The sequence below is a fragment of the Neoroseomonas oryzicola genome (assembly GCF_012163135.1).
Classification (GTDB): Bacteria; Pseudomonadota; Alphaproteobacteria; order Acetobacterales; family Acetobacteraceae; genus Neoroseomonas; species Neoroseomonas oryzicola.
On sequence record NZ_JAAVUP010000001.1, the window covers coordinates 462,839 to 485,783 of the forward strand.

Sequence of the window (22,945 nt, forward strand, 5' to 3'; positions counted from 1 at the left end):
TGCCCTCGGCCCGGGGGCGCAGAAGAGGTCAAACCAGGGAGCCCCGCCAATGCCCGCGACCCCGAGCTTTCCCGCCCGCGAGTTCGCCGAGAAGGCGAACGAGACGACCACCCGCGCGCTCGAGCAGGTCCGCACCCTCGCGGACGTGATCGGCCGGCACGCGGCGGCGCAGTACCCCGCCTTCCCCGCCCCCGGCGCGGCGGAGGCGATGCGCGACCTCGCCGCCCGCTTCGCCCGCACCCCCGCCGCCCTCGCCCAGGATGCCCAGGCCTATGCGGCGGACGCAGCGCAGCGGCTGATCCTGTTCTGGGACGTGATGCGCCAGGCAGGGAACAACTTCGTCGAGCATGAGCGTGCCGGCTGCCCGCCGGTGCTGGTGTTCGACTACGAGACGGTGGTCGACGGCCGGCAACTCGCCCGCCCGGTGAACTACGCCCTGGTCCGGATCACCCCGCCCGAAGGCTTCCCGGCGACCGACCCCAAGCTGCGCCCCTTCGTCATCATCGACCCGCGCGCGGGCCACGGCGCAGGCATCGGCGGCTTCAAGTCGGACAGCCAGGTCGGCGTGGCGCTGCGCCGGCGCCACCCGGTCTACTTCGTCATCTTCTACCGCGAGCCGGAGAAGGGGCAGACGATCCTCGACGTGACCGCGGCCGAGGCGACCTTCCTGGCCCATATCGCCAAGGTGCATCCGGACGCGCCGAAGCCGGTCGTGATCGGCAATTGCCAGGGCGGCTGGGCGACCATGATGCTCGGCGCCGCGGCCCCCGAAGCGGTGGGCGCGCTGGTGCTGAACGGCGCACCCCTGTCCTATTGGGCGGGCGAAAAGGGCCGCAACCCGATGCGCTACCTCGGTGGCCTCGCCGGTGGCGGCTGGCCGGCCTCGCTGATGGCGGACCTCGGCAACGGTAAGTTCGACGGCGCCTCGCTGGTCGCGAACTTCGAGAGCCTGTCGCCCGGCAACACCTGGTTCAAGAAGTACTTCGACCTGTATTCGAAGGTGGACAGCGAGGCCGACCGCTTCCTCGAATTCGAGCGCTGGTGGGGCGGCTACTTCCTGATGACGAGCGACGAGATCCGCTGGATCGTCGACAACCTCTTCATCGGCAACCGCTTCTCCTCGGGCCAGATCGCCCAGGGCGGCGGCGAGACCTTCAACATGCGCGAGGTGAAGGCGCCGGTGATCGTCTTCGCCTCCTCGGGCGACAACATCACGCCCGTGGGCCAGGCGCTGCGCTGGATCGCCGACGTCTATCGCGACGAGCAGGAGATCAAGTCGCTCGGCCAGACCATCGTCTACCTGCTGCACGACCAGATCGGGCATCTCGGCATCTTCGTCTCCGGCGCCGTCGCCAAGAAGGAGCATTCCGAGATCGCGACCACCCTCGAGATGATCGAGGCGGTGGCCCCGGGCCTCTATGAGATGAAGATCACCGGCCACGAAGGCAGCGGCGCCAACGAGGAGTGGCAGGTCGAGCTGGTGGAACGGAAGATCGCCGACATCCGCACCCTGTCGGGCGAGGCGAGCAACGAAGCCTTCCCCGCCGTCGCCAAGATCTCCGAGATGAACCAGCACCTCTATGACGTGCTGGTCTCCCCCATCGTGCGCCAGTCCGCGACCGAGGCGGGTGCGGAGGCGCGGCGTCAGGCCAGCCCGATGCGGATGCGGCGCTACATGTTCTCCGACATGAACCCCTTCATGATGCCGATCCGGGCCATGGCGGGCATGGCGCGGCAGAACCGCAAGCCCGCGGCGCAGGACAATCCGTTCCTCGCACTCGAGAAGGCCTGGGCCGACACGGTCGAGCGCAGCATCGATGCCTGGCGCGACATGCGCGACGCCAGCATCGAGACCGCCTTCCACGCGATCTATGGCGGCCTCGCCGCGGTGGGCGTGACCGGCGACGACACGGCGGCCGAGGCCGAGGCGGCGCGGCGATCCGTCCAGGTGGAGCCGGCGCATCTCTCCGAGGCCCGCGCCAAGGTCGCCGAGGGCGGCTACGCCGAGGCAGTGATCCGCATGATGATCCTGCTGGCCGATGCGCGCGGCGGCGTGCGGCGTTCGCGCCTCGCCCGCTCCAACGCGCTGCTGACGACCGAGCCGCCCTTCGTCGGCATGAGCCCGGCCGCCCGCCAGGCGATCATCCGCGAGCAGACGGTGATCGTGACCCTGATGCGCGACGAAGCGCTCGACACGCTGACGACGCTGCTGCCCGAGGCCGCCGAACGCCGCAAGGCGCTTGCGGCCGTCGAGCATGTCGCCGGCCCGGACGAGGAACTCGGCGACAAGGCGCGCGAGATGCTGGTGCGGATGCGAAAGACGCTCGGCCTCGGGCCGAAGGTGGCCGCCGCCTGACATCGGCGACACGCCCCGGAGGCTTTCCCTCCGGGGCGTCGTGCGGTCTAGGATGCTCGCCCGACTTCCGGCGAGGACCATGGCCGCTGGGCCCGAGAACGCCGACGACGTGCTGACCCTGGCGCTGCGCGCGGGACCTCCCGGTGCGGCCCTGGCCAACGCGGAGCGGCGCCTGCTGGCGCGCCGCGCGGGACCGCCCGACGTCGCCGCCGCGATACGCGAGGCGCTGGCCGCAGCCACCGGTACCGACGATGCGGAGGACCCGGCAGCCGCGACCGCGCTCGCCATCGCCGAGGCCGTGGAGCGGCACGGGGCCGCCTTTCCGGCCGGGGCCGAGCCTGCCTATCACGACCGCCACCACCAGGCCGAAGCGACCATCGCCATGGGCTGGCTCGCGGGCGCCGCGCGGCGGCTCGGGCTGCTCGGGGCCGAGGAGGCGGCGGTCGCCGTCGCGGCGATGGCGGCGCACGACCTGCTGCATGACGGCAAGGTGCATGCGGAGCGCGGCCTGCTCGAGCGGCGCTCGGCCGACACGGCCGCGGCCATCGCCGAGCGCTGCGGGATGGACCCCGCGGACGTGGCCGAGATGCGCCGGATCATCCTCGCCACCACCTGGCCCTGGGAGGATGGCGAGGCACCGGACCTCGCCTGCCGGCTGGCGCGGGAAGCGGACCTTTTCGGCAGTTCCCTGCCGGCACTCGGGCCGCAACTCGGCCGCCTGCTCGCGGTGGAACTCGCGATGGCGGGACAGCCCGCCCCGGAAGACGTCGCGAGCCACGCCGCGCGCCTCGCGTTGCTACGGATGCAGCCGCCGCCGACGCCGCCGGCGCGGTGCCTCGGCCTCGACGCCGTGCGCGCGGCGCAGGTCGCGGCCTATGGGGAGGCGGCGCGGCGCCTCGGCATCGATCCACCGACGCCGGAGGCCGGGGCGGCGGCGCTGGACGGCATGGACCTCGCGGATGCCGAGGCGCTGCTGGCCTGGAGCCGGGCGGCGCCATGAAGGCGCGCGCGACGTCGCTGCTGGCGACGATGCTCGGCATGGCCTTCGCCGGCTGCGGCGTGCTGTTCGCCGCGGTGGCGATCGCGGCGACGGGGCGCGATGCAGTCCTGGCCTTCGCCGTCGCCGCGACCGGCATCCTCATCGTGGCGGGCGGGCTTGCCTATGCGGCGCGGCGCGTCGCGCGCGGGCTCGGCGTCCTGACGAAGGAGGCGGAGGGCATCCGCCGGCTCGACCTCGCCGGCACGCCGCCCACGCCCGGCGGCGCCGCCGAGGTCGATGCGCTGGCCGATGCGATGGGCGGGATGAAGTCGGCGCTGCGGCTGTTCAGCGTCTATGTCCCGCGCGACCTGGTGCGGAAGCTGATGGCCGAGGGCGCCGAGGCGAAGCTCGGCGGGGAACGCCGGCGCCTGACGGTGATGTTCTCCGACGTGCAGGGCTTCACCACCATCGCCGAGCGCATGGACCCGGAGGAGCTGATGCACATCACCTCCACCTACTTCCAGGCGCTGACCGACACGCTGCTCGAGCAGCATGCGACGATCGACAAATATATCGGCGACGCCATCATGGCGATCTGGAACGCACCGAAGCGCGACCTGGCGCACGCCATGCACGGCTGCCGCGGCGCGCTGCACGCGAAGCACCTGACGTTGCAGCTCGAACAGGAGTTCGCCGCCCGCGGCTGGCCGCGCCTGCACACGCGCTTCGGCGTGCACAGCGGCGACGCGGTGGTGGGCAATGTCGGGTCGTCCGACCGCATGGCCTATACGGCGATCGGGTCGATGGTGAACCTCGCCTCGCGGCTCGAGGGCATGAACAAGATGTACGGGACGCAGATCCTGGTCTCGGAATCGACGCGCATCGGCGCCGGCAGCGGCTTCGTCTTCCGCCCGGTGGACCTGGTGCTGGCCAAGGGCGCGCAGGATCCGCTCGAGGTGCATGAGCTGGTCGGGCTGTCGGTCGCCTCCGGGCCCAAGGAGGCTGCCCTGGTCGCGGACCCGGCGCTGGTCGCGCGCCTGCCCGCCTGGGGCGAGGCGATCCGCCGCTTCCGCGCCGGGCAGTTCGACCGCGCGACCGAGGCGCTGCGCGAAGCCGGCGATCCGGAGCACGACCCGCTCATCGCCGCCTATGCCGCGCGCATCGCCCGCTATCCGGACGGACCGCCGCGCGACTGGTCGCCGGTGACGAAGCTCGACAGCAAGTAGGCAGGCATGGCGAAGGGCAACCGCAGGAAGATCAAGCTCGCCCTGCAGGGCGGCGGTTCGCACGGCGCCTTCACCTGGGGCGTGCTGGACCGGATCCTGGCCGACGAGCGGCTGGAAGTGGAAGCCGTGGTCGGCACCAGCGCCGGCGCGATGAACGGCGCCGTGCTGACCGACGGGCTGATCGCCGGCGGGCCGGAGGAGGCACGCCGGCGGCTCGATTGCTTCTGGGAAGGCATCGGCGCCATGGCGGCGATGTCCCCGATCCAGCCGACGCCGATCGACCTCATGTTCAGCAAGGGGAACATGGATTTCTCCCCGCTGTGGCGCATCGCGGACGTGATGCTGCGGCAGTTCTCGCCCCATGAACTCAACCCGGCGAACCAGAACCCGCTGCATGAGCACCTGGAAGCGAGCGTCGACTTCGCCCGGCTGCGCAGCGCCGCGGGCCCTGCCCTGTTCGTCTGCGCGACCAATGTGCTGACCGGGCGGCTGCGCGTCTTCGAACGTTCGGAGATGAGTTCCCAGGCGGTGCTCGCCTCGGCCTGCGTGCCGTTGCTGCATCATGCGGTGGAGGTCGAGGGGCAGCACTACTGGGATGGCGGCTATTGCGGCAATCCGCCGATCTTCCCGCTGATCTACATGGGCGGCGCGCCGGACATCCTCATCGTCCAGCTGAACCCGATCAACATCCCCGAGGTGCCGCGCGACATCCGCGCCATCGTGGACCGGATGAACACCCTCGCCTTCAATTCCTCCCTGATGCGGGAGATGCGGATGATCCGCTTCGTGACGGACCTGATCGACCAGGGACAGTTGCCCAAGGACCGGCACCTGCGCTGCTTCATCCACACGATCGATGCCGAGGAGGAACTCGCCGCCTTCAACGCGAGTTCCAAGATGAACGCGAGCACCGGGTTCCTGCACCATCTGCGCGACCTCGGCATCCAGCGGGCGGAGGAATTCCTCGACGCGCATTTCGACGCCATCGGGGAAAGGTCCTCGACCGACGTGGTGTCGAAGTTCCTTTAGCGGTCAGTAGGTCCGCTCGTTGGCCCCCATGCGCGCCGCAGCACCGCCGCGCGTGGCGGTGACGGCGCGGGAGACGGCGGCGACGTAATCCTCCGCGTAGTGCCGGTGGATCGGGTTGAGGTGCAGGTGAACCCCGTCCGGCTGCTGCTGGCGGCCGACCAGCCAGCCCTCGGCATCCATCGCCGCGGCGACCTTGCCGATGTCGAGCGCCGGGTCCGTGGCGCGCCAGACCAGGATGCCGAGGTCGTTCGGCATCAGGACCTCGAGGCCCGGAATGGCCTCGATGCCCGCGGTGATGATGGCCTTGGCCTCCATGATGAGGCGGGCGCAACGGAGATAACCCTCCTCGCCGAGGTGGTTCATCGAGGCCCAGGCGGCCGCGACCGCGCCGCCGGGCCGCGTGCCCTGAGTCGTGTAGGCGGCATAGGGCCCGCGCTGCCAGGCGCGACTTTCGAACTTGTGCCATTCGCGGTCGGCCGCATCGGCCATCAGCAGCAGGGAGGCCCCCTTCGGCGCCATGCCATGCTTGTGGATGTCTGCGGACAAGGAGGTCACGCCCGGCACGTCCAGCTCGAAGCGCGGGATGTCGTGCCCGAGCCGGCGCACATAGGGCGCGAGGAAGCCGCCCACGCAGGCATCGACATGCATCCATGCGCCGCGTTCGGCCGCCAGCGCCGCAAGTTCGGCAATGGGATCGAAGGTGCCGAAGGGATAGTTCGGCGCGGAACCGACCAGCGCGACGGTGTCGCCGTCCATGCGCGCCGCCATGGCCGAAACATCCGCGCGATAGTCCGGCCCAACCGGCACGCGGCGGGCTTCGAGGCCGAGCGCCTCGGCCGCGCGGTCGAAGGTGAGATGCGCACTGTCCGGCAGCACGATGTTGCCCTGCGGCGTGCCACGTCGCGCATGCGCGCGGTTCCGCGCCGCCATCATGGCGAGGAAGATGCTTTCCGACCCGCCCGAGGTGAAGGTCCCGCCCGCCTTCGCCCCGCCGCCGAGCAGGCCGAGCGCCATGGCGATGACGTCGTCCTCCAGCGACTTCAGGCTGGGATAGGCGCGCTGGCCGAGGTTGTTCTCCGTCCAGTAGGCCAGGTAGGCCTCCTGCTGGACGCGCTCGAGCTCCTCGTCGAGCCAGTAGAAATAGACGGCGAGCTTGCCGTGCCGCCAGTCGCGGTCGCCCGACTTGCGCGCGGCGAGTTCGGCCATGAGGTCGGTGCGGCTGCGGCCGGTGGCGGGGATGCTGGTCATGGGGCCTCCTTCCCGGCGCCGCGCAGGATGGCGAGCACCTCCTCGTCCTCGAGCTGGTGGAAATCCGCGTAGCAGCCACCGATGCCGGCCGGGATGTCGGAGATCTCGGCGCAGACGATGCGGTCGCATTCGCCATCGAGCGACGCGATCGAGGAGGCAGGCGCCACGGGAACCGCGAGGATCAGGGGCGAGGCCCCCTGGGCCCGCAGCGATTGCAGCGCCGCACGGGCCGAGACACCGGTGGCGAGGCCGTCATCGACCAGGATCACCGCCCGCCCGCGCGGGTCCGGCCGCTGCAGGCCAGCCAGGTAGAGCGCCTGCCGGCGTTCCAGTTCGTGCCGCTCGCGCGTCTCGACCGTGGCGATGTCGTCGGGGCCGAGGCCACAGCCCGCGACGATTTCGCGGTTCAGCACCGGTGCCTCGGCACCTTCGGCCAGCGCGCCGAAGCCGAGTTCCGGCTGCCAGGGCACGCCGAGCTTCCGCACCAGGAAGGGCAGCAGCGGCGCCTTGAGACCCTCGGCGACCGGCGCGGCGACGGCGATGCCGCCGCGCAGCAGCCCATAGACCAGCGCATCCTTCAGCCCGAGCGGCGCCAGCAGCGGGACGAGACGCACACCCGCCTCCCGTCGGTCGCGGAAGAGCGCGTCACGCCACATCGCGGCCGGTCACCGCAGCGAGGCGTTGATCCTCTCGAGCGCGTCGACGCCCGGGCACAGATCCGCATCGCCGAGCGAGTTCAGCGCCGCCGCCACCGTGCCGAGGTTCTGGTGCAGCGGCTTCGCCTCGGGCTCGACGTAGATCAGGCCGGTGACGATCTCGCCCGCGGCCTTGCGCTCCATCAGGTAGTGCATGGCGGAGGCGCGGTCGGTCGGGTCATGCCCGTCATGCAGCTTGCGCAGGCGCAGGATCGTGCCGTCGTGCTGCACGACCTCGGTCAGCGCGCCCGGGGCGTAGGAGGCGGTGATCTCCTGCCGCGGCAGCATGACGTCCAGGCGGTTCAGCGCGTCGTTGTGCTCGCGCACGTAGTCGTAGGACTTCGTGCTGCCCGGGTGGTTGTTGAAGGCGACGCAGGGGCTGAGCACGTCGATGAAGGCGGAGCCCTCATGCAGCAGCGCGGCTTCGATCAGCGGCACCAGCTGTTCCTTGTCGCCCGAGAAGGACCGCGCGACGAATGTCGCACCGAGCTGCACCGCGATGGCCGCCAGGTCGATCGGCTGGTCGGTGTTGACGTTGCCCTTCTTCGCGACTGACCCCTTGTCCGAGGTCGCGGAGAACTGCCCCTTGGTCAGCCCGTAAACGCCGTTGTTCTCGACGATGTAGGTCATGTTCACGCCGCGGCGGATGCTGTGCGCAAACTGGCCGAAGCCGATCGAGGCACTGTCCCCGTCACCTGAGACACCGAGGTAGATCAGGTCCCGGTTCGCCAGGTAGGCGCCGGTGAGCACCGAGGGCATGCGCCCATGCACGGAATTGAACCCGTGCGCCGCGCCGAGGAAGTAGGTCGGCGTCTTGGACGAACACCCGATGCCCGACAGCTTGGCGACGCGATGCGGCGGCAGCGAGAGGTTGAAGCAGGCCTGGATGATGGCCGCGCTGATCGAATCATGCCCGCAGCCGGCACAGAGGGTGCTGATCGCGCCCTCATAGTCGCGCCGCGTCAGGCCGATCGCGTTGGTCGGCAGCTTCGGATGGTGAAGCTTCGGCTTCGGCAGGTAGCTCATGGCGTGGCCTTGCGGAAGGGAAGGACGTTCGCCGCCGAAGCCCGGTCGGCAATGGCGGACAGGATGAAGCGCGCGGTGATCGGCGTGCCGTCGTAGTGCAGCACCGGCACCAGCTTCGCGGGGTCGATCTCCTCCTCGTTGATGAGGAGGGTGCGGAGCTGGGCGTCGCGGTTCTGCTCGACGACGAAGACACGCTCATGAGCGGCGATGAAGGCCGCGACGTCGTCGTGGAAGGGGAAGGCGCGGATGCGCATGGCATCGAGATGGATGCCCTGCGCCTCCAGCGCCGTCAGCGCCTCCCGCATCGCGGCCGAAGTGGAGCCGTAGAAGATCACGCCGTCGCGCGCCTTCTCCTTGGCCAGCGTCACGATCGGATGCGGGACGATGGAGCGCGCCGTGTGGAACTTCTTCAGCAGGCGCTGCATGTTGTCGACGTAGGGCGCGCCGTCCTCGGTATAGCGGGCGTAGCGGTCGCGCGATGTGCCGCGGGTGAAGAAGGATCCCTTCTCCGGATGGGTGCCGGGCCAGGTGCGGTAGGGGATGCCGTCCCCGTCCACGTCCAGGTAGCGGCCGAAGGTCTTGGCGGCATCGAGGCCCGCGGCGTCGAGCACCTTGCCGCGATCCATCTTCCGCGCGGGATCCCACTTGAAGGGTGCGCAGAGCCAGTCGTTCATGCCGATGTCGAGGTCGAGCATGACGAAGATCGGCGTCTGCAGCCGGTCGGCCAGGTCGAAGGCATCCGCGCCGAAGGCGAAGCATTCGGCAGGATCCTCGGGCAGCAGCATGACGTGCTTGGTATCGCCGTGGCTGGCATAGGCGGCCGAGAGCAGGTCCGATTGCTGCGTGCGCGTCGGCATGCCGGTCGACGGCCCCGCGCGCTGCACGTCGAACAGCACGGTCGGGATCTCGGCGAAGTAGGCGAGGCCGAGGAATTCCTGCATCAGCGACACGCCGGGCCCCGAGGTCGCGGTGAAGGCGCGCGCGCCGTTCCAGGCCGCGCCGACCACCATGCCGATGGAGGCAAGCTCGTCCTCGGCCTGCACGATCGCGTAGCGCTTGGCCCCGGTCTCCGGGTCCTTGCGCAGGCGGCCGCAATACTTCTCGAAGGCCTCGGCCAAGGAGGTCGAGGGCGTGATCGGATACCAGGCGCAGACGGTCGCGCCGCCATAGACGGCGCCGAGCGCCGCGGCGGAATTGCCGTCGGTGAAGATCCGGTCGCCCACCGCATCCGCCTTGCGCAGCCGCAGGCCGATCGGGCAGGCGAGGTTCTCGTGCGCCCAGCTCCGGCCCATCTCGAGTGCGGCGAAGTTGGCCGGGACCAGCTTCTCCTTGCCCTTGAACTGGGCAGCGATGGACGCCCTCACCGCTTCCACGTCCATGTCGAGCAGCGCCGACAGCGCGCCGAGATAGACGATGTTCTTGAACAGCTGCCGCTGCCGCGGATCGGAATAGGCGTTGTTCGTGATCTCGGTTAGCGGACAGCCGATGACGGTGATGTCGTCGCGGAACTTCGACTTCGGCATCGGCCGGGTCGAATCATAGAACAGGTAGCCGCCCGGCTCGATCTCGGCGACGTCGCGGTCCCAGGTCTGCGGGTTCATCGCAACCATCATGTCCACGCCCCCGCGCCGGCCCATGTGGCCGGCCTCGCTGACGCGGACCTCGAACCAGGTCGGCAGGCCCTGGATGTTCGAGGGGAAGATGTTGCGCGACGCGATGGGCACGCCCATCCGCAGGATTGATTTCGCGAAGAGCCCGTTGGCGGAGGCCGACCCCGACCCGTTGACGTTGGCGAACTTGACGACGAAGTCGTTCGTCGCGGTTATCGGCTGTGGCATGCGTGCGCCTTCGGCTTGGCGGTCTCGAGCAGGAACTTCTGCATGTCCCAGGCACCGGTCGGGCAGCGCTCGGCGCACATGCCGCAGTGCAGGCAGACGTCCTCGTCCTTGACCATCACTCGGCCCGTCTTAAGGCCATCCTGGACGTAGAGATCCTGGTAGGTGTTCACCGCCGGCGCCTTGAGGCGCGTGCGGAGTTCCTCCTCCTCACCATTCTCGGTGAAGGTGATGCAGTCGGTCGGGCAGATGTCGACGCAGGCGTCGCATTCGATGCAGGCCTTGGCCGTGAACACCGTCTGCACGTCGCAGTTCAGGCAGCGCTGCGTCTCGAGATAGGCCATTTCCCGGTCGTAGCCGAGTTCGACCTCCGCGGTGATGTCGCGCAGCGCCTTCTCGGCCGGCAGTTGCGGCACCTTGTACCGCAGGTCGAGCGAGACCGCGTTGTCATAGGCCCATTCGTGGATGCCCATCTTCTGGCTGGCGATGCGGACATCCGGCGCGGGCCGGACCTTCACGTCCTCGCCCTTGCAGAACAGGTCGATGGACACCGCGGCCTGGTGGCCATGCGCCACGGCCCAGATGATGTTCTTCGGGCCGAAGGCCGCATCGCCGCCGAAGAAGACGCGAGGGTCGGTCGACTGCAGCGTCTCGGTGTCGAGCTTCGGCAGGCCCCAGCGGTCGAACTCGATCCCGGCATCGCGCTCGATCCAGGGGAAGGCGTTCTCCTGGCCGATGGCGACGAGGACGTCGTCGCATTCGATCGTCACGTCAGGCTCGCCGGTCGGCAACAGGGAGCGGCGCCCCTTCTCGTCGTACTGCGCCGCGACCTTCTCGAACACCATGCCGGTCAGGCGGCCGTTGTCGTGCAGCACTTCCTTCGGCACGAGGAAGTTGAGGATCGGGATGCCTTCATGCATCGCGTCCTCCTTCTCCCACGGGGAGGCCTTCATCTCCTCGAAGCCGGAGCGGACGACGACCTTCACCTCCTCGCCGCCGAGGCGGCGGGCGGAGCGGCAGCAATCCATCGCGGTGTTGCCGCCGCCGAGCACGATGACGCGCTTGCCGATCGACTTCACATGCCCGAAGGAGACCGAGGCGAGCCAATCGATGCCGAGATGGATGTTGGCCGCCGCTTCCTTGCGGCCCGGCACATCGAGCTCGCGCCCGCGCGGCGCGCCCGACCCGACGAAGACCGCGTCGTAACCCTCGGCGAGCAGGGCCTTCAGGCTGTCGACGCGGCGGTTCATGTGGCTCACCACGCCGCCGCGATCGAGCGCGAAACCGCATTCCTCGTCGATTACTTCCTCGGGCAGACGGAAGCGCGGGATCTGCTGGCGGATGAAGCCGCCCGGCTTCGCGGCGCCGTCGAAGACGTGGATCTCGTAGCCGAGCGGCGCGAGGTCGCGCGCGACCGTCATGCTCGCCGGACCCGCACCGACGCAGGCGATGCGCTTGCCGTTCCGCTCGCTCGGGATCTCCGGCATGCGGGACAGCACTTCGCCCTTGTTGTCGGCCGCGACGCGCTTCAACCGGCAGATCGCGACCGGTTCTTCCTCGACACGGCCGCGCCGGCAAGCGGGCTCGCAGGGGCGGTCGCAGGTGCGACCCAGGATCCCCGGGAAAACGTTCGAATGCCAGTTGACCATGTAAGCGTCGGAATACCGGCCCGCGGCGATCAACCGGATGTACTCGGGCACGGGCGTGTGGGCCGGACAGGCCCACTGGCAATCGACCACCTTGTGGAAGTAGTCCGGGGACGAGATGTCCGTCGGCTTCACGCGCGGAGCCTCCCTTGGGCTGGATGCCGCAAAGCGTGGAGCACTCCGTTGGATGCGTTCTTGATGTCCTGGCTGCGGTGGCTGGACGGCCATCGCGCAAACGCAGTCGTCATTACGTCTGGTCCACTCCCCGCCGTTCAACGGCTTGGGCGTGAATCTGCCCCAAGGCGGCCCCGGGGGCAATGTGCCGATTCTTGCTGCGCCGCAGCGCGACCGCGTGGTTCAGACCTCGAGGAAGACGGTCTCGCCGTCCCCCTGCAAGCGGATGTCGAGCCGCCATTCGCCGTCGCCCGCCGGCGTCGCGATCATGGTGCCGCGCCGTGCCGCGGGCACCATCGCGAGGACCGGATCCTCCGAAAGCCGCGCATCCCCTGCGAAATAGGCGCGCGTGACGAGGCCCTTCATGAGGCCGCGCGCGAAGATGGTGATGACGACATGCGCGGCCTGGGTGCTGTTGCCCGGACCCGGCACAGCGCCGGGCCTGACGGTGACGAAGCGGTAGCGGCCTTCCGCATCCGTCGCGCAGCGGCCGAAACCGTGAAATGACGAATCGTAACTGCCGTCGGGATCAGCCTGCCAGATCTCGACCATCGCATCCGGCACCACCGCGCCGGAACCATCCGTGATGCAGCCCGTCAGGACGATGCGCTCGCCCGACGCACCGGCATTGGGGCCGTCCGCGCGCAGCAGGTCGGCCCAGGCCGGGAAGTCGATCATGTGCCAGTAGGGACCGGCGGTCTGGCTGGCGGTCGCGTGGGTCATGTCAGGCATTCTCGAAAGGCGTGGCGGCGCGGCCGCGGAGAACGATGTCGAAGCGATAGCCCAGCGCCCAGTCGGCCTGCATCAGCGCGGGGTCGAGCGTCGCGACCAGGCGTCGCCGTGCCGCCTCGTCCCCGCTGCCCTGGAAGATGGCGTCGAAGTCGAGCAGCGGATCGCCCGGAAAATACATCTGGGTGATCAGGCGCTGGGCGAAGCCCGCACCGTGCAGGCCGAAATGGATGTGCTGCGGCCGCCAGCCAGGGCCCGGGTTCCGCCACGGATAGGCACCGGGCTTGATGGAGGTGAAGGCATAGTTGCCCTCCGCATCGGTGAAGACGCGACCCTCGCCGACGAAGTTCGGGTCGAGCGGCGCGTCGTGCCGGTCGCGCGCATGGTGGTAGCGGCCAGCCGCGTTCGCCTGCCAGACCTCGACCATCGCGTTGGCGACTGGGCGGCCGTTCTCGTCCGTGACGCGGCCGGCGACGACGATGCGTTCCCCGAGCGCCGCCTTGCCCTGCACCACCGAAAGATCGGCATGCGGCGCATACCAGGCGGGCGCGAAGCGCGGTGCCGAGGATTCCGTGATCGTCGTCGGGATGCGGACCGGCTCCGCCTTCGGATGGCGGAGCGAGGTGCTCAGATAGGATGGCAGGTCGAGCGGCGGCTGGCTGCCGGGCGCGATCGGCGCGTAGGGGGTTGGGTCCGCCATTCTTGCCTCCCTGGAGTGGGCGGACGGTGGAAGGCGGCGCCCTGCCCCGTCAACCCTCTTCCTTGAGGATGCGCACGCCGGCGAGCAGCGCCTTCTCGTACCGTGCCCGTTCCTTCGCCGTGACATCGGCCGGCCAGTCGCGGAAGCCGCGGCCAGTCTTGGGTCCGAGGCGGTTTTCCGCCACCAGCCGCGCCAGCGTCGGGCTGGGATCGGGGCTGTTGCACAACGAGGGATAGATGGTGCGTCCCGCTTCGAGCTGCGTCTCGAGCCCCGCGAGCTCCTTCTGCGTGATCGGTCCGGCGGCGACATAGCGGAAGCCGAAGCAGTAGCGCACGGCGTTGTCGACATCCTCGGCGCTGGCCAGGCGCTGGTCGATGACGGCGAAGGCCTCGCGCATCAGCGCGTGCTGGATGCGGTTGGCGAGGAAGCCCGGCACGTCCTTCGCGACCCGAATCGCCTTGCGGCCTAGGCCATTCATGATGTCGGCGACGGCGTCGCAGATGGCCGGATCGGTGTGCTCGCCGCGGACGACCTCGACGCCGGGGACGAGATGCGCCGGGAGGAAGAAGTGCAGGTTGGCGCAACGTGCCCGCGTCGGGATGTGGCCCGCGATGTCGGTGATGCGGTAGCCGGAGGCATTGGACACCACCGGGATATGCGCCGGCACCAGCGTGTCGAGCCTGCCGAAGACCTCCTGCTTCAACGCCAGGCGCTCCGGCACGGCCTCGATGACGATCTCGGCCGAGGCGTAGTCCGGCGCGGCGATGTCGTTCACCAGCGCGAGATGCGCCGCGTCGTCGGGATTGCCCTCGAGCTGCGTGATGGATTGCCGAACGCGTGCCTGGACCTCGGGCCAACGGGCCTCGGCCGGTTCCACCGCGGTCACGCGCCACCCACCGGCGAGGAAGATGGCGGCGATGTCGCAGCCCATCAGCCCCATGCCGAGGATGACCGTGTGGCGCGGGGCACTCATGCGGCGATGCCGCCCTGGCGCAGCACGAAGTCGGCGATCTCGGCCACGCCCTTGTTGTCCTTGAGATTGGTGAAGACGAAAGGCCGCTTGCCGCGCATCTTCCGTGCGTCGCGGTCCATAACCGAGAGGTCGGCGCCGACCAGCGGCGCGAGGTCGATCTTGTTGATCACCAGCAGATCGGAACGCGTGATGCCCGGCCCGCCCTTGCGCGGGATCTTGTCGCCGGCGCTGACGTCGATGACGTAGATGGTCAGGTCCGCGAGTTCGGGGCTGAAGGTGGCGGCAAGGTTGTCCCCGCCGCTCTCGATGAACAGCACCTCGAGGTTCGGGAACTTCTCCGTCATGTCGTGCACGGCGGCGAGGTTGATGGAGGCATCCTCGCGGATCGCGGTGTGCGGGCAGCCTCCGGTCTCCACCCCGGCGATGCGCGCGGGATCGAGTGCGCCGGCGCGGGTGAGGAACTCCGCGTCCTCCTTGGTATAGATGTCGTTGGTGATGACCGCGATGTCGTGGCGGTCGCGCAGATGCTTGCAGAGCCGCTCGGTCAGCGCCGTCTTGCCGGAGCCGACGGGACCGCCGATGCCGACGCGGAAGGGACCGTTCTTCATGACCGGAAGAGCCTCGTGTACTGGGTTTCATGACGGATGGAGAAAAGGTCTAAGGCCGGGCTCGCCGTGCCGATGCGGTCCAGGTCCGCGGTGAGCGCAGCCTCGGCCGCCGCGGCGACGACCGGCAGCAGCGCCGCCGTCGCGAGCTGCCCGTCGGTTTGCCCGAGTGGCACCAGCCGCACCCCGGCCGAGACCAGATTCGCGGCGAAGGCGGACAGGTAGCCGAAGGTGGCGTCGCGCAAAGGCACGCCATGCGCCGCCGCAGCCGCGCCGAAGGCGACGGCATGCGGGATGCGGCGCGGATGGCGCGCGGCGAAGGCCGCGAGGCGCGGCTCGGGCCAGGCGGCGAGCGTCACGTTGAGAAAGGCCGTCCCCTGCGCCTCGGCCTCCAGCGCGGTCTCCGGCGTGCCGCGCCAGGCCGCGCCGAGTTCCGCAACGGCGTCGAGCGCCCTCGCCTTCCCCGCCGCCAAGGCGCGATGCGCCGCGGCCAGTAGCGCACCGTCCACCCGCCCCGCCCCGTCGCGCAGGGCGGTGGCGACATAGGCGACGAGGTCGTCCCGCCGCGTCACCGCGCCTTCCTCCACCGCTGCCTCGAGCCCATGGCTGTAGGTGTAGGCCCCCACCGGATAGGCCGGCGAGAGCCAAGTCAGCAGGCGGTAGAGCGCCTCAGTGGTGGTGGTCGCAGTGGTCGTGATCGTGGTCGTGGTGATGGTGGTGGTCGCCGTGATCGTGGTGGTGGTGATGGTGGGTGTGGTGGTGCTGGGTCGGGCTGTAGTTCTGCTCGCCATAGGCCCCGCCCTCCGGGTCGAAGGGCACGTTCACCTTGCGCAGCGTCGCACCCAGGCCTTCCAGCATATGGACGATGACATGGTCATCGCGGATCAGCAGGCGGTCGCCGTCGATCTGCGTCGGCAGGTGGCGGTTGCCAAGGTGCCACGCGAGGCGCGCGAAATGCTCGTGGTTCTTCGCGGTGATCTCGACGAGCGGCTCGGGCGCGGCCTTCACCCGCACGAAGCCGCCGGTCGCTAGCGCCAGGCCGTCGCCCTCCCGCAGCACCGTCGCCTCGGGCAGGTCGAGGAGGAAGGCGAGCCCGCCCTCCCCCGTGTAGAGCTTCCGGCGGCGGAAGCGGTCGTCGAAATCCACCAGCACGGCGTCGCGGGCCTCCGGCTCCGGCCATTCGCCGGCGCGGTGCACGGTGGTCGCGCGGGGGATGCTCTCCTGGTCCATCATCATCCTCAGAACAGGAAGTAGCGCTGCGCCATCGGCAGCACCTTGGCGGGTTCGCAGACGAGCAGCACGCCGTCGGCGCGCACCTCATAGGTCTCGGCATCGACCTCGATGCGCGGCAGGGCGTCGTTGTGCAGCATCGACCGCTTGCCGATGCCGCCGCGGCAATTGCGCACCGCGGCGAGCGGACGTGACAGGCCGAAGCGTTCGGCGATGCCTTCCTCGATCGCGGCCTGGGAGACGAAGGTCACCGACGTCGCGCGCTTGGCCCCGGCGAAGGCACCGAACATCGGCCGGTAATGCACCGGCTGCGGCGTCGGGATGGACGCGTTCGGATCGCCCATCAACGACATGGCGATGGCACCGCACTTCAGCACCATCTCGGGCTTCACGCCGAAGAAGGCCGGCGACCACAACACCAGGTCGGCGAGCTTGCCGACCTCGATGCTGCCGACGTGGTCGGCAACGCCCTGGGAGATCGCCGGGTTGATCGTGTATTTCGCGATGTAGCGCAGCGCGCGGCGGTTGTCGTTGTCGCCGGTCTCCTCCGGCAGGCGGCCACGCTGGACCTTCATCTTGTGGGCGGTCTGCCAGGTGCGGATGATGACCTCGCCCACGCGGCCCATGGCTTGGCTGTCGGAGGACATCATCGAGATCGCGCCGATGTCGTGCAGGATGTCCTCGGCCGCGATGGTCTCCTTGCGGATGCGGCTTTCGGCGAAGGCCACGTCCTCGGCGATGCGCGGGTCGAGGTGATGGCAGACCATGAGCATGTCGAGATGCTCGTCCACGGTGTTCACCGTGTAGGGCATGGTGGGATTGGTGGACGACGGCAGGATCCCCGCCTCCCCCACCAGACGCAGGATGTCGGGTGCATGGCCGCCGCCCGCGCCTTCCGTGTGGAAGGCCTGCAGCACGCGGCCCTTGATGGCCTTGATCGTCTCCTCGACGAAGCCGGATTCGTTCAGCGTGTCGGTGTGGATGGCGACCTGGATGTCCATCGCATCCGCGACCGACAGGCAGGTGTCGATCGCCTTGGGCGTGGTGCCCCAGTCCTCATGCAGCTTGAGCCCGCAGGCGCCGGCGCGGATCTGTTCCTCGAGCGCCGCCGGTAGCGCCGCGTTCCCCTTGCCGAGGAAGCCGAGATTCATCGGGAAAGCCTCGGCCGCCTGCAGCATGCGGGCGATGTGCCAGGGACCCGGCGTGCAGGTGGTGGCGAGCGTGCCATGCGCCGGCCCGGTGCCGCCGCCGAACATCGAGGTCACGCCGGAGGCCAGCGCCTCCTCGATCTGCTGGGGGCAAATGAAGTGGATGTGCGGGTCGATGCCGCCGGCGGTCAGGATGCGCCCCTCGCCGGCGATGATCTCCGTGCCTGGCCCGATGATGATGGTGACGCCCGGCTGGGTGTCCGGGTTCCCCGCCTTGCCGATGGCGGCGATCTTGCCGTCCTTCAGCCCGACATCCGCCTTGAGGATACCGGTCACGGCATCGAGGATCAGCGCATTGGTGATGACGGTGTCCATCGCGCCGTTCGCGCGCGTCACCTGCGACTGGCCCATGCCGTCGCGGATGACCTTGCCGCCGCCGAACTTCACCTCCTCGCCATAGGTGGTGAGGTCGCGCTCCACCTCGATGACGATATCGGTGTCCGCCAGGCGAACGCGGTCGCCAACGGTCGGGCCGTACATGCCGGCATAGGCGGCGCGGGAGATCCGGGTGGCCATTTACAGCACTCCTTCCGTCTCGCCGCGGAAGCCGTGGACGATGCGCGCGCCGGCGATCTCGACCAGCCGCACCTTGCGCGTCTGGCCGGGTTCGAAGCGCACCGCGGTGCCGGCCGCGATGTCGAGCCGCCGGCCGCGCGCCGCCGTACGGTCGAAGCGCAGCAGCGGGTTGGTCTCGGCGAAGTGGTAGTGGCTGCCGACCTGCACGGGGCGGTCGCCTGTGTTGGCGACCTCGACCTCGATTGCGGCGCGGCCGGCGTTGAGTTCGATGTCCCCGGCGGCGGGGATGATCTCGCCCGGGATCATCGGCGGGCTCCTTTCGCCTTGGGCTTCGGTTTCGCTGCGGCCTTCCGCTTCGGCGGAGCCCTCTTCGGCGCGGCCTTCTTCGCGGCAGGCTTGGCCTTCGCCTTCGCTGGCTTCGCCGCCGCCGCATCGCGGATCGGCTGGTGCACCGTGACGAGCTTGGTGCCGTCGGGGAAGGTCGCCTCGACCTGGATCTCGTGGATCATCTCGGCGATGCCGTCCATCACCTGATCGCGGGTCAGCACCTTGGCGCCGTCGCGCATGAGTTCCGCGACGCTGCGCCCGTCGCGCGCGCCTTCGACGACGTAATCGGTGATCAGCGCGACCGCCTCGGGGTAGTTGAGGCGCAGTCCGCGCTCCAGCCGCCGGCGCGCGACGATCGCCGCCATCGCGACCAGCAGCTTGTCCTTCTCACGCGGCGTCAGGTTCATCCCGCTCCACTCCTCAGCCCGCCAGGTGGCGCAGCAATCCGCGCGCCATCATGGCGGGTCGCCTCTCAACACGTCCACAGCCGGGGCAGCGCCGGGGGGCGGCCCAGCACCCTCGCCCGCAGCATCCGGATCGCCTGTCCGAGCCCGTCCCGCACCGGGACGGCGCCGCCGAGCCAGCGCAGGATCAGCATCCCGGGCCGCAGGATCGTCGCGGCCATGCCCTCGGCGCGCAGCGCGTCCCGCGCCTCCTCGAGCGGGGCGCTCGCGAGCAGCACCAGCGTCGCGCAGGCCTCGGCGCCACCGAAGCCGAAGGGGCTGTCGAGCCGGTCGCGCAGCGTCCCGTCCAGCGCCATGCCGTCGGCCCAGACCAGACGCCCGTCGCGCCGCAGCCGCCAGGAATCGAGCAGGCTGCCGGCGTGCAGCGCCTCGCCGCGCGCATGGCGGCCGAAGACCAGCATCTCCGCCATCAGCAGGCGAGCATCGGCGGCGATATCAACGTCGAGCCGCCGGGTCAGCCGGGCGCCGTCGAACAGGATCGTCTCCTGCGGGATCCATTCGAGGGTCGCACCGGTCTCGACCTCGAGCCGCGCCGCGACGCGCGTCTCGGCGCCGAGGCTGCGGTAGATCTTCTCGGCCGCGGGGGTGGAGACGCACGCCTCTGCGCCGGGGCCAAGGGCGATCCCGACCTCCACGGCATCCCCGCCGGCGAGCCCGCCCGCCGTGTTCACCAATGCGGCGAGCGGCGGCTCGCCCGGTTCCGGCTCCGGGAACAGGATGCGCATGGGCGAGGCCTGGTGCAGATCCGCAAGCCGCGTCGCGCCACGCGCGACCTCGAAGCGCAGGGAGGCGCCGCCGCGCGAACGCTGGTGGGACGGCAAGGTGGCGGCGCGAGGCATGGCGCGCGAGACTGCCACGCCAGGGCCGCAGCGCAACCCGGGCGCAAACGCTCACATCGTGGGCATTTCCTGCCCGCCCCGCAGGCAGTTCCTCAGGCGTTCGGGCGCAGCATCTGCCGCAGCACCGCGCCGTCCGAGAGCAGGTCGAAGCCTTCGTTGATCTGGTCGAAGGTGATGTGGCTGGTCTTCAGCTTGTCCACCGGCAGCTTGCCGCGGCGGTAGAGGCCGAGCAGGCGCGGCAGGTCGCGTTCCGGCACGCAGGACCCCATGTAGGACCCACGGATCGAACGTTCCTCGCTGACCAGCGAGGCGTGCAGGTAGGAAACCTCGGCGCGGATGTTCGGCAGGCCGGCGCTGATGGTCTCGCCGCCGCGCGCGGTGATGGCGAGCGCAAGCTGCATCGCCGGGATCGAGCCCGCCGTCTCCACCACCTTGTCGACGCCGCCATCCGTCGCATCACGCACCGCCGCAGCGCAATCGTCATTGCCGGCGAGGAAGACGTCCGTCGCGCCCCACTGCTTCGCCATCTCGAGCTTCTTCGGATTGGTGTCGATGGCGATGATACGTTCGGCCCCGGCCGCGACGGCCCCGAACAGCGCATTCATGCCAACGCCGCCGAGGCCGATGATGGCGACTTCCTCGCCTGCCTTGATGCCGGCCGTGTTCAGCACCGCCCCCGCGCCGGTCATGACAGCGCAGCCGAAGATCGCGGCGTCGTCGAGCGGGATGTCCTTTTCGATCTTCACGCAGGATCGCCGCGCGACCACGGCGAACTGCGCATAGAGCGACAGGCCGGAATTGTGGTTGATCGGCGTGCCGTCCAGCCGCTTCAGCCGCTTCGTCCCGGTCGGCAACTGTCCCGCGGCACGCGCCGCATTGCCGGTCGGGCAGATGTTTGGCCGGCCGCGCACGCAATACCGGCAGTTCCCGCAGGATGGCGCGAAGACGGTGATGACATGGTCGCCTGGCTTGAGGTCGCTGATCCCCGGCCCGACCTCGCGCACGATGCCCGCACCTTCATGGCCGATGACGATCGGCAGGGGGCGCGGACGCTGATTCTCGATGGTCGAGAGATCGGAATGGCAGAGCCCCGCAGCGGCGACTTCGATCAGCAATTCACCGGGGCCCGGCGGATCGAGCTCGACCTCCTCCACGACCATCGGGCGCGTTTCGGCATAGGGGCGCGGGAGGCCCTGCTGATAAAGGACGGCCGCCTTGATGCGCATGCCCGCGTTTCCTCCATTGGACGAAGGCCAGGGGACCGCGCGGGCGGCAGGCCGTCAAGCCGGGGCGGCCCGCCACTCCGCGATCAGGGCATCGGTCGCGCGATCCATGTCGGCGCTGCCGTTGTAGCCGTGGAAGGAGACGCGGACGCGCCCGCGGCCATTCCAGGCGAAGACACCGCGGCGCTCCATGCCGGCGACAATCGCGGCGGCATGGGGCGATTGCACGCAGACGCTCGCGCCATGGCGCCGCGGATCAACCGGCGTGGTGGAAGGGATGCCCGCTTCGGCCAGCCGCGCGAGCATCGCCGTCGTCAGCCCCTTCACGTGCCGCTCGATCGCCGGCGCGCCGAAACCCGCCAGGTAGTCGAGCGCGCCGTCCAGCACGTAGAGCCCGACATGCGAAGGATTGCCCCGCGTGAAGCGCGCGGCGTCCGGCAGCAGGTCAGGCCGCCGCGACCAGTCGGGCCGCCCCATGGACGCGATGGAATGCCAGCCCGCAGTGCCCGGCGCCCAGCCCGGTTGTCGCGCACGGTTCCAATAGGCGATGGCGGTGCCGGTGCAGCCCAGCACCCATTTGTAGGTGGCGGAGAAGCCGAAATCAGCGACGTCGGCCTCGATCGGCATCCAGCCCGCGCCCTGGGTGAAGTCGACCACCAGCAGCGCGCCGGCCTTGTCCGCCGCCGCCCGGAGCGCGACCAGGTCGTAGCGCGCCGCGGTCAGGAAGGACACGGCGCTGACCGCGATCATACGCGTGCGCGGCGTCACCGCCGCCGCGACGGCCGCGGGGTCCAGCATCGGCGCGAAGCGCAGCGTCACGCCCTTCTGTGCCAGCGGCGCGGCGACGGAAGGATATTCGTCCGGATCGACCAGGACCTCGTCGCCAGCCCGCCAGTCGAGGCTCTCCACCACCATGGAGACGCCCTCGGCGACCGAGGAGACGAAGCCGATATCGCCCGGCGCGACGGCAAACAGCCGCGCGGCCTTCTCCCGCGCAGCCTCCATCCTCGCCTCCTGCCGCGTTCGGCCGGGCGGACCGGCCGACTTGTCCTCGGCATAGGCCGCGAAGGCCGCGTCGTGACGACGCAGGAAGGGTGTCTCGCCGGCGGCGCAGACATGCACGACGCCCGGCGGGATGCGGAAATCAGCGGGGTCGAAGAGCGGTTCCATCAGATGATCGGCGCGTCTTCGGGGTCGATGGCGCGCTTCAAGAAGCCATCCGCGAGCGGCGCATATTCCTCCCACAGCCGCCGCAGCGCAGGGATGGGGCCGACGGCCTTGTCGATGCGCAGGTCGACATAGGGAAAGACCTCACGGTCCACGACCATCAGGCTCGCCGAGGTCACTTCGCCATGCTCCCCGCCGGCGGCCTCGCCCGCTTCCAGCGCGCGGACCAGACGCTCGGCGAGCGGCCGCTCGGCGCTCGCGAGGAAGGCATCCGTCATGGCATGCGCGACGCGCTCATTCGCCAGGATGTTCCCCAGCGCCACCACGTCCTTGCCATGGCAGACGCTGCGCGCCGGCTTCACGCGCGCCCCGTCGAAATGCGCCGTCCGGCCCTGGCGGTCCATCACCGCGATCTGCCGCCAGCGATGATCCGGCGTCGAGGCGACGATCGCCGCCAGCGCCTCCTCCGCCGAACAGCCCGACCGCAGCAGGTCGAGCCCCCGCGGCCCGAGCCGCGGATCGGTCCGGTGCTGCGTCAGCACGCCACCGACGCCCGCCGCCAGGAAGGGCACCCGCGTCCCGACCGCGATGGAGGAGGTCGTCACCGCCGCGCCGAACTGCCCCGTCCGCGCGCATCGTCCGAGTAGCGAGAAGGTCATGCCCGAACCCTGCTTCCAAGGCCCGCATTCAAGGCTGCGCGTCGCGGCACGTCCAGGCCATGCCTTGGAGAGCGCGGGCCGGGCTGCCATG

21 protein-coding genes and 1 pseudogene are annotated in these 22,945 nt (G+C 69.9%); 4 read left to right on the plus strand and 18 right to left on the minus strand.

Annotated features, from left to right (window positions below; translation table 11 throughout):
* The first annotated feature begins 49 nt into the window (after positions 1–49).
* From GWK15_RS02225 to GWK15_RS02240, 4 genes are all read left to right on the plus strand, one after another.
* Positions 50–2,356: a DUF3141 domain-containing protein gene (locus GWK15_RS02225; protein WP_168038627.1), complete on the plus strand. Its 2,307-nt coding sequence runs from the start codon at positions 50–52 to the stop codon at positions 2,354–2,356.
* A 79-nt stretch (positions 2,357–2,435) separates the two neighbouring features.
* Entirely contained in the window at positions 2,436–3,356 is a 921-nt protein-coding gene (locus GWK15_RS02230) for a hypothetical protein (protein ID WP_168038629.1), read from the plus strand.
* Complete coding sequence (locus GWK15_RS02235) at positions 3,353–4,561, plus strand: adenylate/guanylate cyclase domain-containing protein (RefSeq protein WP_168038631.1); 1,209 nt, start codon at positions 3,353–3,355, stop codon at positions 4,559–4,561. Before GWK15_RS02230 ends, GWK15_RS02235 begins: the two co-directional genes overlap by 4 nt.
* Positions 4,562–4,567: 6 nt before the next feature.
* Positions 4,568–5,590, plus strand: a complete 1,023-nt coding sequence (locus GWK15_RS02240; RefSeq protein ID WP_168038633.1) for a patatin-like phospholipase family protein — start codon at positions 4,568–4,570, stop codon at positions 5,588–5,590.
* A gap of 3 nt (positions 5,591–5,593) precedes the next feature.
* On the opposite strand, the gene GWK15_RS02245 is transcribed toward GWK15_RS02240, so the two are convergent.
* From GWK15_RS02245 to GWK15_RS02330, 18 genes and pseudogenes are all read right to left on the minus strand, one after another.
* The gene (locus tag GWK15_RS02245; protein ID WP_168038635.1) at positions 5,594–6,838 is read right to left on the minus strand and encodes a pyridoxal phosphate-dependent decarboxylase family protein; all 1,245 of its coding nucleotides are present in this window, start codon (positions 6,836–6,838) and stop codon (positions 5,594–5,596) included.
* Complete coding sequence (locus GWK15_RS02250) at positions 6,835–7,494, minus strand: phosphoribosyltransferase (RefSeq protein WP_168038637.1); 660 nt, start codon at positions 7,492–7,494, stop codon at positions 6,835–6,837. Before GWK15_RS02250 ends, GWK15_RS02245 begins: the two co-directional genes overlap by 4 nt.
* A gap of 9 nt (positions 7,495–7,503) precedes the next feature.
* Positions 7,504–8,559 carry a 2-oxoacid:ferredoxin oxidoreductase subunit beta gene (locus tag GWK15_RS02255; RefSeq protein WP_168038639.1) on the minus strand — a complete coding sequence of 352 codons (1,056 nt, stop codon included), beginning with the start codon at positions 8,557–8,559 and terminating at the stop codon, positions 7,504–7,506.
* Positions 8,556–10,397, minus strand: a complete 1,842-nt coding sequence (locus GWK15_RS02260) for a 2-oxoacid:acceptor oxidoreductase subunit alpha (protein ID WP_168038641.1) — start codon at positions 10,395–10,397, stop codon at positions 8,556–8,558. The genes GWK15_RS02255 and GWK15_RS02260 overlap by 4 nt, the downstream gene beginning before the upstream one ends.
* Positions 10,382–12,175, minus strand: a complete 1,794-nt coding sequence (locus GWK15_RS02265) for an FAD-dependent oxidoreductase (protein WP_168038643.1) — start codon at positions 12,173–12,175, stop codon at positions 10,382–10,384. The genes GWK15_RS02260 and GWK15_RS02265 overlap by 16 nt, the downstream gene beginning before the upstream one ends.
* 222 nt (positions 12,176–12,397) lie before the next feature.
* Positions 12,398–12,937, minus strand: a complete 540-nt coding sequence (gene pcaG / locus GWK15_RS02270) for a protocatechuate 3,4-dioxygenase subunit alpha (protein ID WP_168038645.1) — start codon at positions 12,935–12,937, stop codon at positions 12,398–12,400.
* A gap of 1 nt (position 12,938) precedes the next feature.
* Positions 12,939–13,643, minus strand: coding sequence for a dioxygenase family protein (locus GWK15_RS02275; RefSeq protein ID WP_168038647.1), 705 nt, complete (start codon positions 13,641–13,643; stop codon positions 12,939–12,941).
* Positions 13,644–13,692: 49 nt separating this feature from the next.
* Positions 13,693–14,616 carry a 3-hydroxyacyl-CoA dehydrogenase family protein gene (locus GWK15_RS02280; protein ID WP_168038649.1) on the minus strand — a complete coding sequence of 308 codons (924 nt, stop codon included), beginning with the start codon at positions 14,614–14,616 and terminating at the stop codon, positions 13,693–13,695.
* Positions 14,613–15,224 carry an urease accessory protein UreG gene (gene ureG, locus GWK15_RS02285; RefSeq protein WP_168038651.1) on the minus strand — a complete coding sequence of 204 codons (612 nt, stop codon included), beginning with the start codon at positions 15,222–15,224 and terminating at the stop codon, positions 14,613–14,615. Before ureG ends, GWK15_RS02280 begins: the two co-directional genes overlap by 4 nt.
* The gene (locus tag GWK15_RS02290) at positions 15,221–15,967 is read right to left on the minus strand and encodes an urease accessory protein UreF (protein ID WP_456306834.1); all 747 of its coding nucleotides are present in this window, start codon (positions 15,965–15,967) and stop codon (positions 15,221–15,223) included. Before GWK15_RS02290 ends, ureG begins: the two co-directional genes overlap by 4 nt.
* On the minus strand, positions 15,891–16,457 hold the full coding sequence (locus GWK15_RS02295; RefSeq protein WP_338147175.1) for an urease accessory protein UreE: 567 nt from the start codon (positions 16,455–16,457) through the stop codon (positions 15,891–15,893). The genes GWK15_RS02290 and GWK15_RS02295 overlap by 77 nt, the downstream gene beginning before the upstream one ends.
* Before the next feature lie 2 nt (positions 16,458–16,459).
* The gene (gene ureC, locus GWK15_RS02300; RefSeq protein WP_168038655.1) at positions 16,460–18,175 is read right to left on the minus strand and encodes an urease subunit alpha; all 1,716 of its coding nucleotides are present in this window, start codon (positions 18,173–18,175) and stop codon (positions 16,460–16,462) included.
* Positions 18,176–18,481 carry an urease subunit beta gene (locus GWK15_RS02305; protein WP_168038657.1) on the minus strand — a complete coding sequence of 102 codons (306 nt, stop codon included), beginning with the start codon at positions 18,479–18,481 and terminating at the stop codon, positions 18,176–18,178.
* A 128-nt stretch (positions 18,482–18,609) separates the two neighbouring features.
* A pseudogene (locus GWK15_RS02310) lies at positions 18,610–18,909 on the minus strand (urease subunit gamma); the annotation flags it as partial.
* A 65-nt stretch (positions 18,910–18,974) separates the two neighbouring features.
* A complete protein-coding gene (locus GWK15_RS02315; protein ID WP_168038659.1) occupies positions 18,975–19,805 on the minus strand; it encodes an urease accessory protein UreD in 831 nt (276 codons plus the stop codon).
* A gap of 92 nt (positions 19,806–19,897) precedes the next feature.
* Entirely contained in the window at positions 19,898–21,031 is a 1,134-nt protein-coding gene (locus tag GWK15_RS02320; RefSeq protein WP_168038661.1) for a zinc-dependent alcohol dehydrogenase family protein, read from the minus strand.
* A 54-nt stretch (positions 21,032–21,085) separates the two neighbouring features.
* Entirely contained in the window at positions 21,086–22,198 is a 1,113-nt protein-coding gene (locus GWK15_RS02325; RefSeq protein WP_168038663.1) for an aminotransferase class V-fold PLP-dependent enzyme, read from the minus strand.
* Complete coding sequence (locus tag GWK15_RS02330) at positions 22,198–22,854, minus strand: DUF1028 domain-containing protein (RefSeq protein ID WP_168038665.1); 657 nt, start codon at positions 22,852–22,854, stop codon at positions 22,198–22,200. Before GWK15_RS02330 ends, GWK15_RS02325 begins: the two co-directional genes overlap by 1 nt.
* Between the last annotated feature and the right edge of the window lie 91 nt (positions 22,855–22,945).

Excerpts from the sequence above, each read along its gene's own strand:
- GWK15_RS02320 (WP_168038661.1), bottom strand. The coding sequence starts at position 21,031 with ATGCGCATCAAGGCGGCCGTCCTTTATCAGCAGGGCCTCCCGCGCCCC.
- GWK15_RS02230 (WP_168038629.1), top strand. The coding sequence starts at position 2,436 with ATGGCCGCTGGGCCCGAGAACGCCGACGACGTGCTGACCCTGGCGCTG.
- GWK15_RS02250 (WP_168038637.1), bottom strand. The coding sequence starts at position 7,494 with ATGTGGCGTGACGCGCTCTTCCGCGACCGACGGGAGGCGGGTGTGCGT.
- GWK15_RS02315 (WP_168038659.1), bottom strand. The coding sequence starts at position 19,805 with ATGCCTCGCGCCGCCACCTTGCCGTCCCACCAGCGTTCGCGCGGCGGC.
- ureG (WP_168038651.1), bottom strand. The coding sequence starts at position 15,224 with ATGAAGAACGGTCCCTTCCGCGTCGGCATCGGCGGTCCCGTCGGCTCC.
- GWK15_RS02240 (WP_168038633.1), top strand. The coding sequence starts at position 4,568 with ATGGCGAAGGGCAACCGCAGGAAGATCAAGCTCGCCCTGCAGGGCGGC.
- GWK15_RS02245 (WP_168038635.1), bottom strand. The coding sequence starts at position 6,838 with ATGACCAGCATCCCCGCCACCGGCCGCAGCCGCACCGACCTCATGGCC.
- GWK15_RS02275 (WP_168038647.1), bottom strand. The coding sequence starts at position 13,643 with ATGGCGGACCCAACCCCCTACGCGCCGATCGCGCCCGGCAGCCAGCCG.
- ureC (WP_168038655.1), bottom strand. The coding sequence starts at position 18,175 with ATGGCCACCCGGATCTCCCGCGCCGCCTATGCCGGCATGTACGGCCCG.
- GWK15_RS02255 (WP_168038639.1), bottom strand. The coding sequence starts at position 8,559 with ATGAGCTACCTGCCGAAGCCGAAGCTTCACCATCCGAAGCTGCCGACC.
- pcaG (WP_168038645.1), bottom strand. The coding sequence starts at position 12,937 with ATGACCCACGCGACCGCCAGCCAGACCGCCGGTCCCTACTGGCACATG.
- GWK15_RS02305 (WP_168038657.1), bottom strand. The coding sequence starts at position 18,481 with ATGATCCCGGGCGAGATCATCCCCGCCGCCGGGGACATCGAACTCAAC.
- GWK15_RS02235 (WP_168038631.1), top strand. The coding sequence starts at position 3,353 with ATGAAGGCGCGCGCGACGTCGCTGCTGGCGACGATGCTCGGCATGGCC.
- GWK15_RS02280 (WP_168038649.1), bottom strand. The coding sequence starts at position 14,616 with ATGAGTGCCCCGCGCCACACGGTCATCCTCGGCATGGGGCTGATGGGC.
- GWK15_RS02295 (WP_338147175.1), bottom strand. The coding sequence starts at position 16,457 with ATGATGATGGACCAGGAGAGCATCCCCCGCGCGACCACCGTGCACCGC.
- GWK15_RS02330 (WP_168038665.1), bottom strand. The coding sequence starts at position 22,854 with ATGACCTTCTCGCTACTCGGACGATGCGCGCGGACGGGGCAGTTCGGC.
- GWK15_RS02325 (WP_168038663.1), bottom strand. The coding sequence starts at position 22,198 with ATGGAACCGCTCTTCGACCCCGCTGATTTCCGCATCCCGCCGGGCGTC.
- GWK15_RS02225 (WP_168038627.1), top strand. The coding sequence starts at position 50 with ATGCCCGCGACCCCGAGCTTTCCCGCCCGCGAGTTCGCCGAGAAGGCG.
- GWK15_RS02260 (WP_168038641.1), bottom strand. The coding sequence starts at position 10,397 with ATGCCACAGCCGATAACCGCGACGAACGACTTCGTCGTCAAGTTCGCC.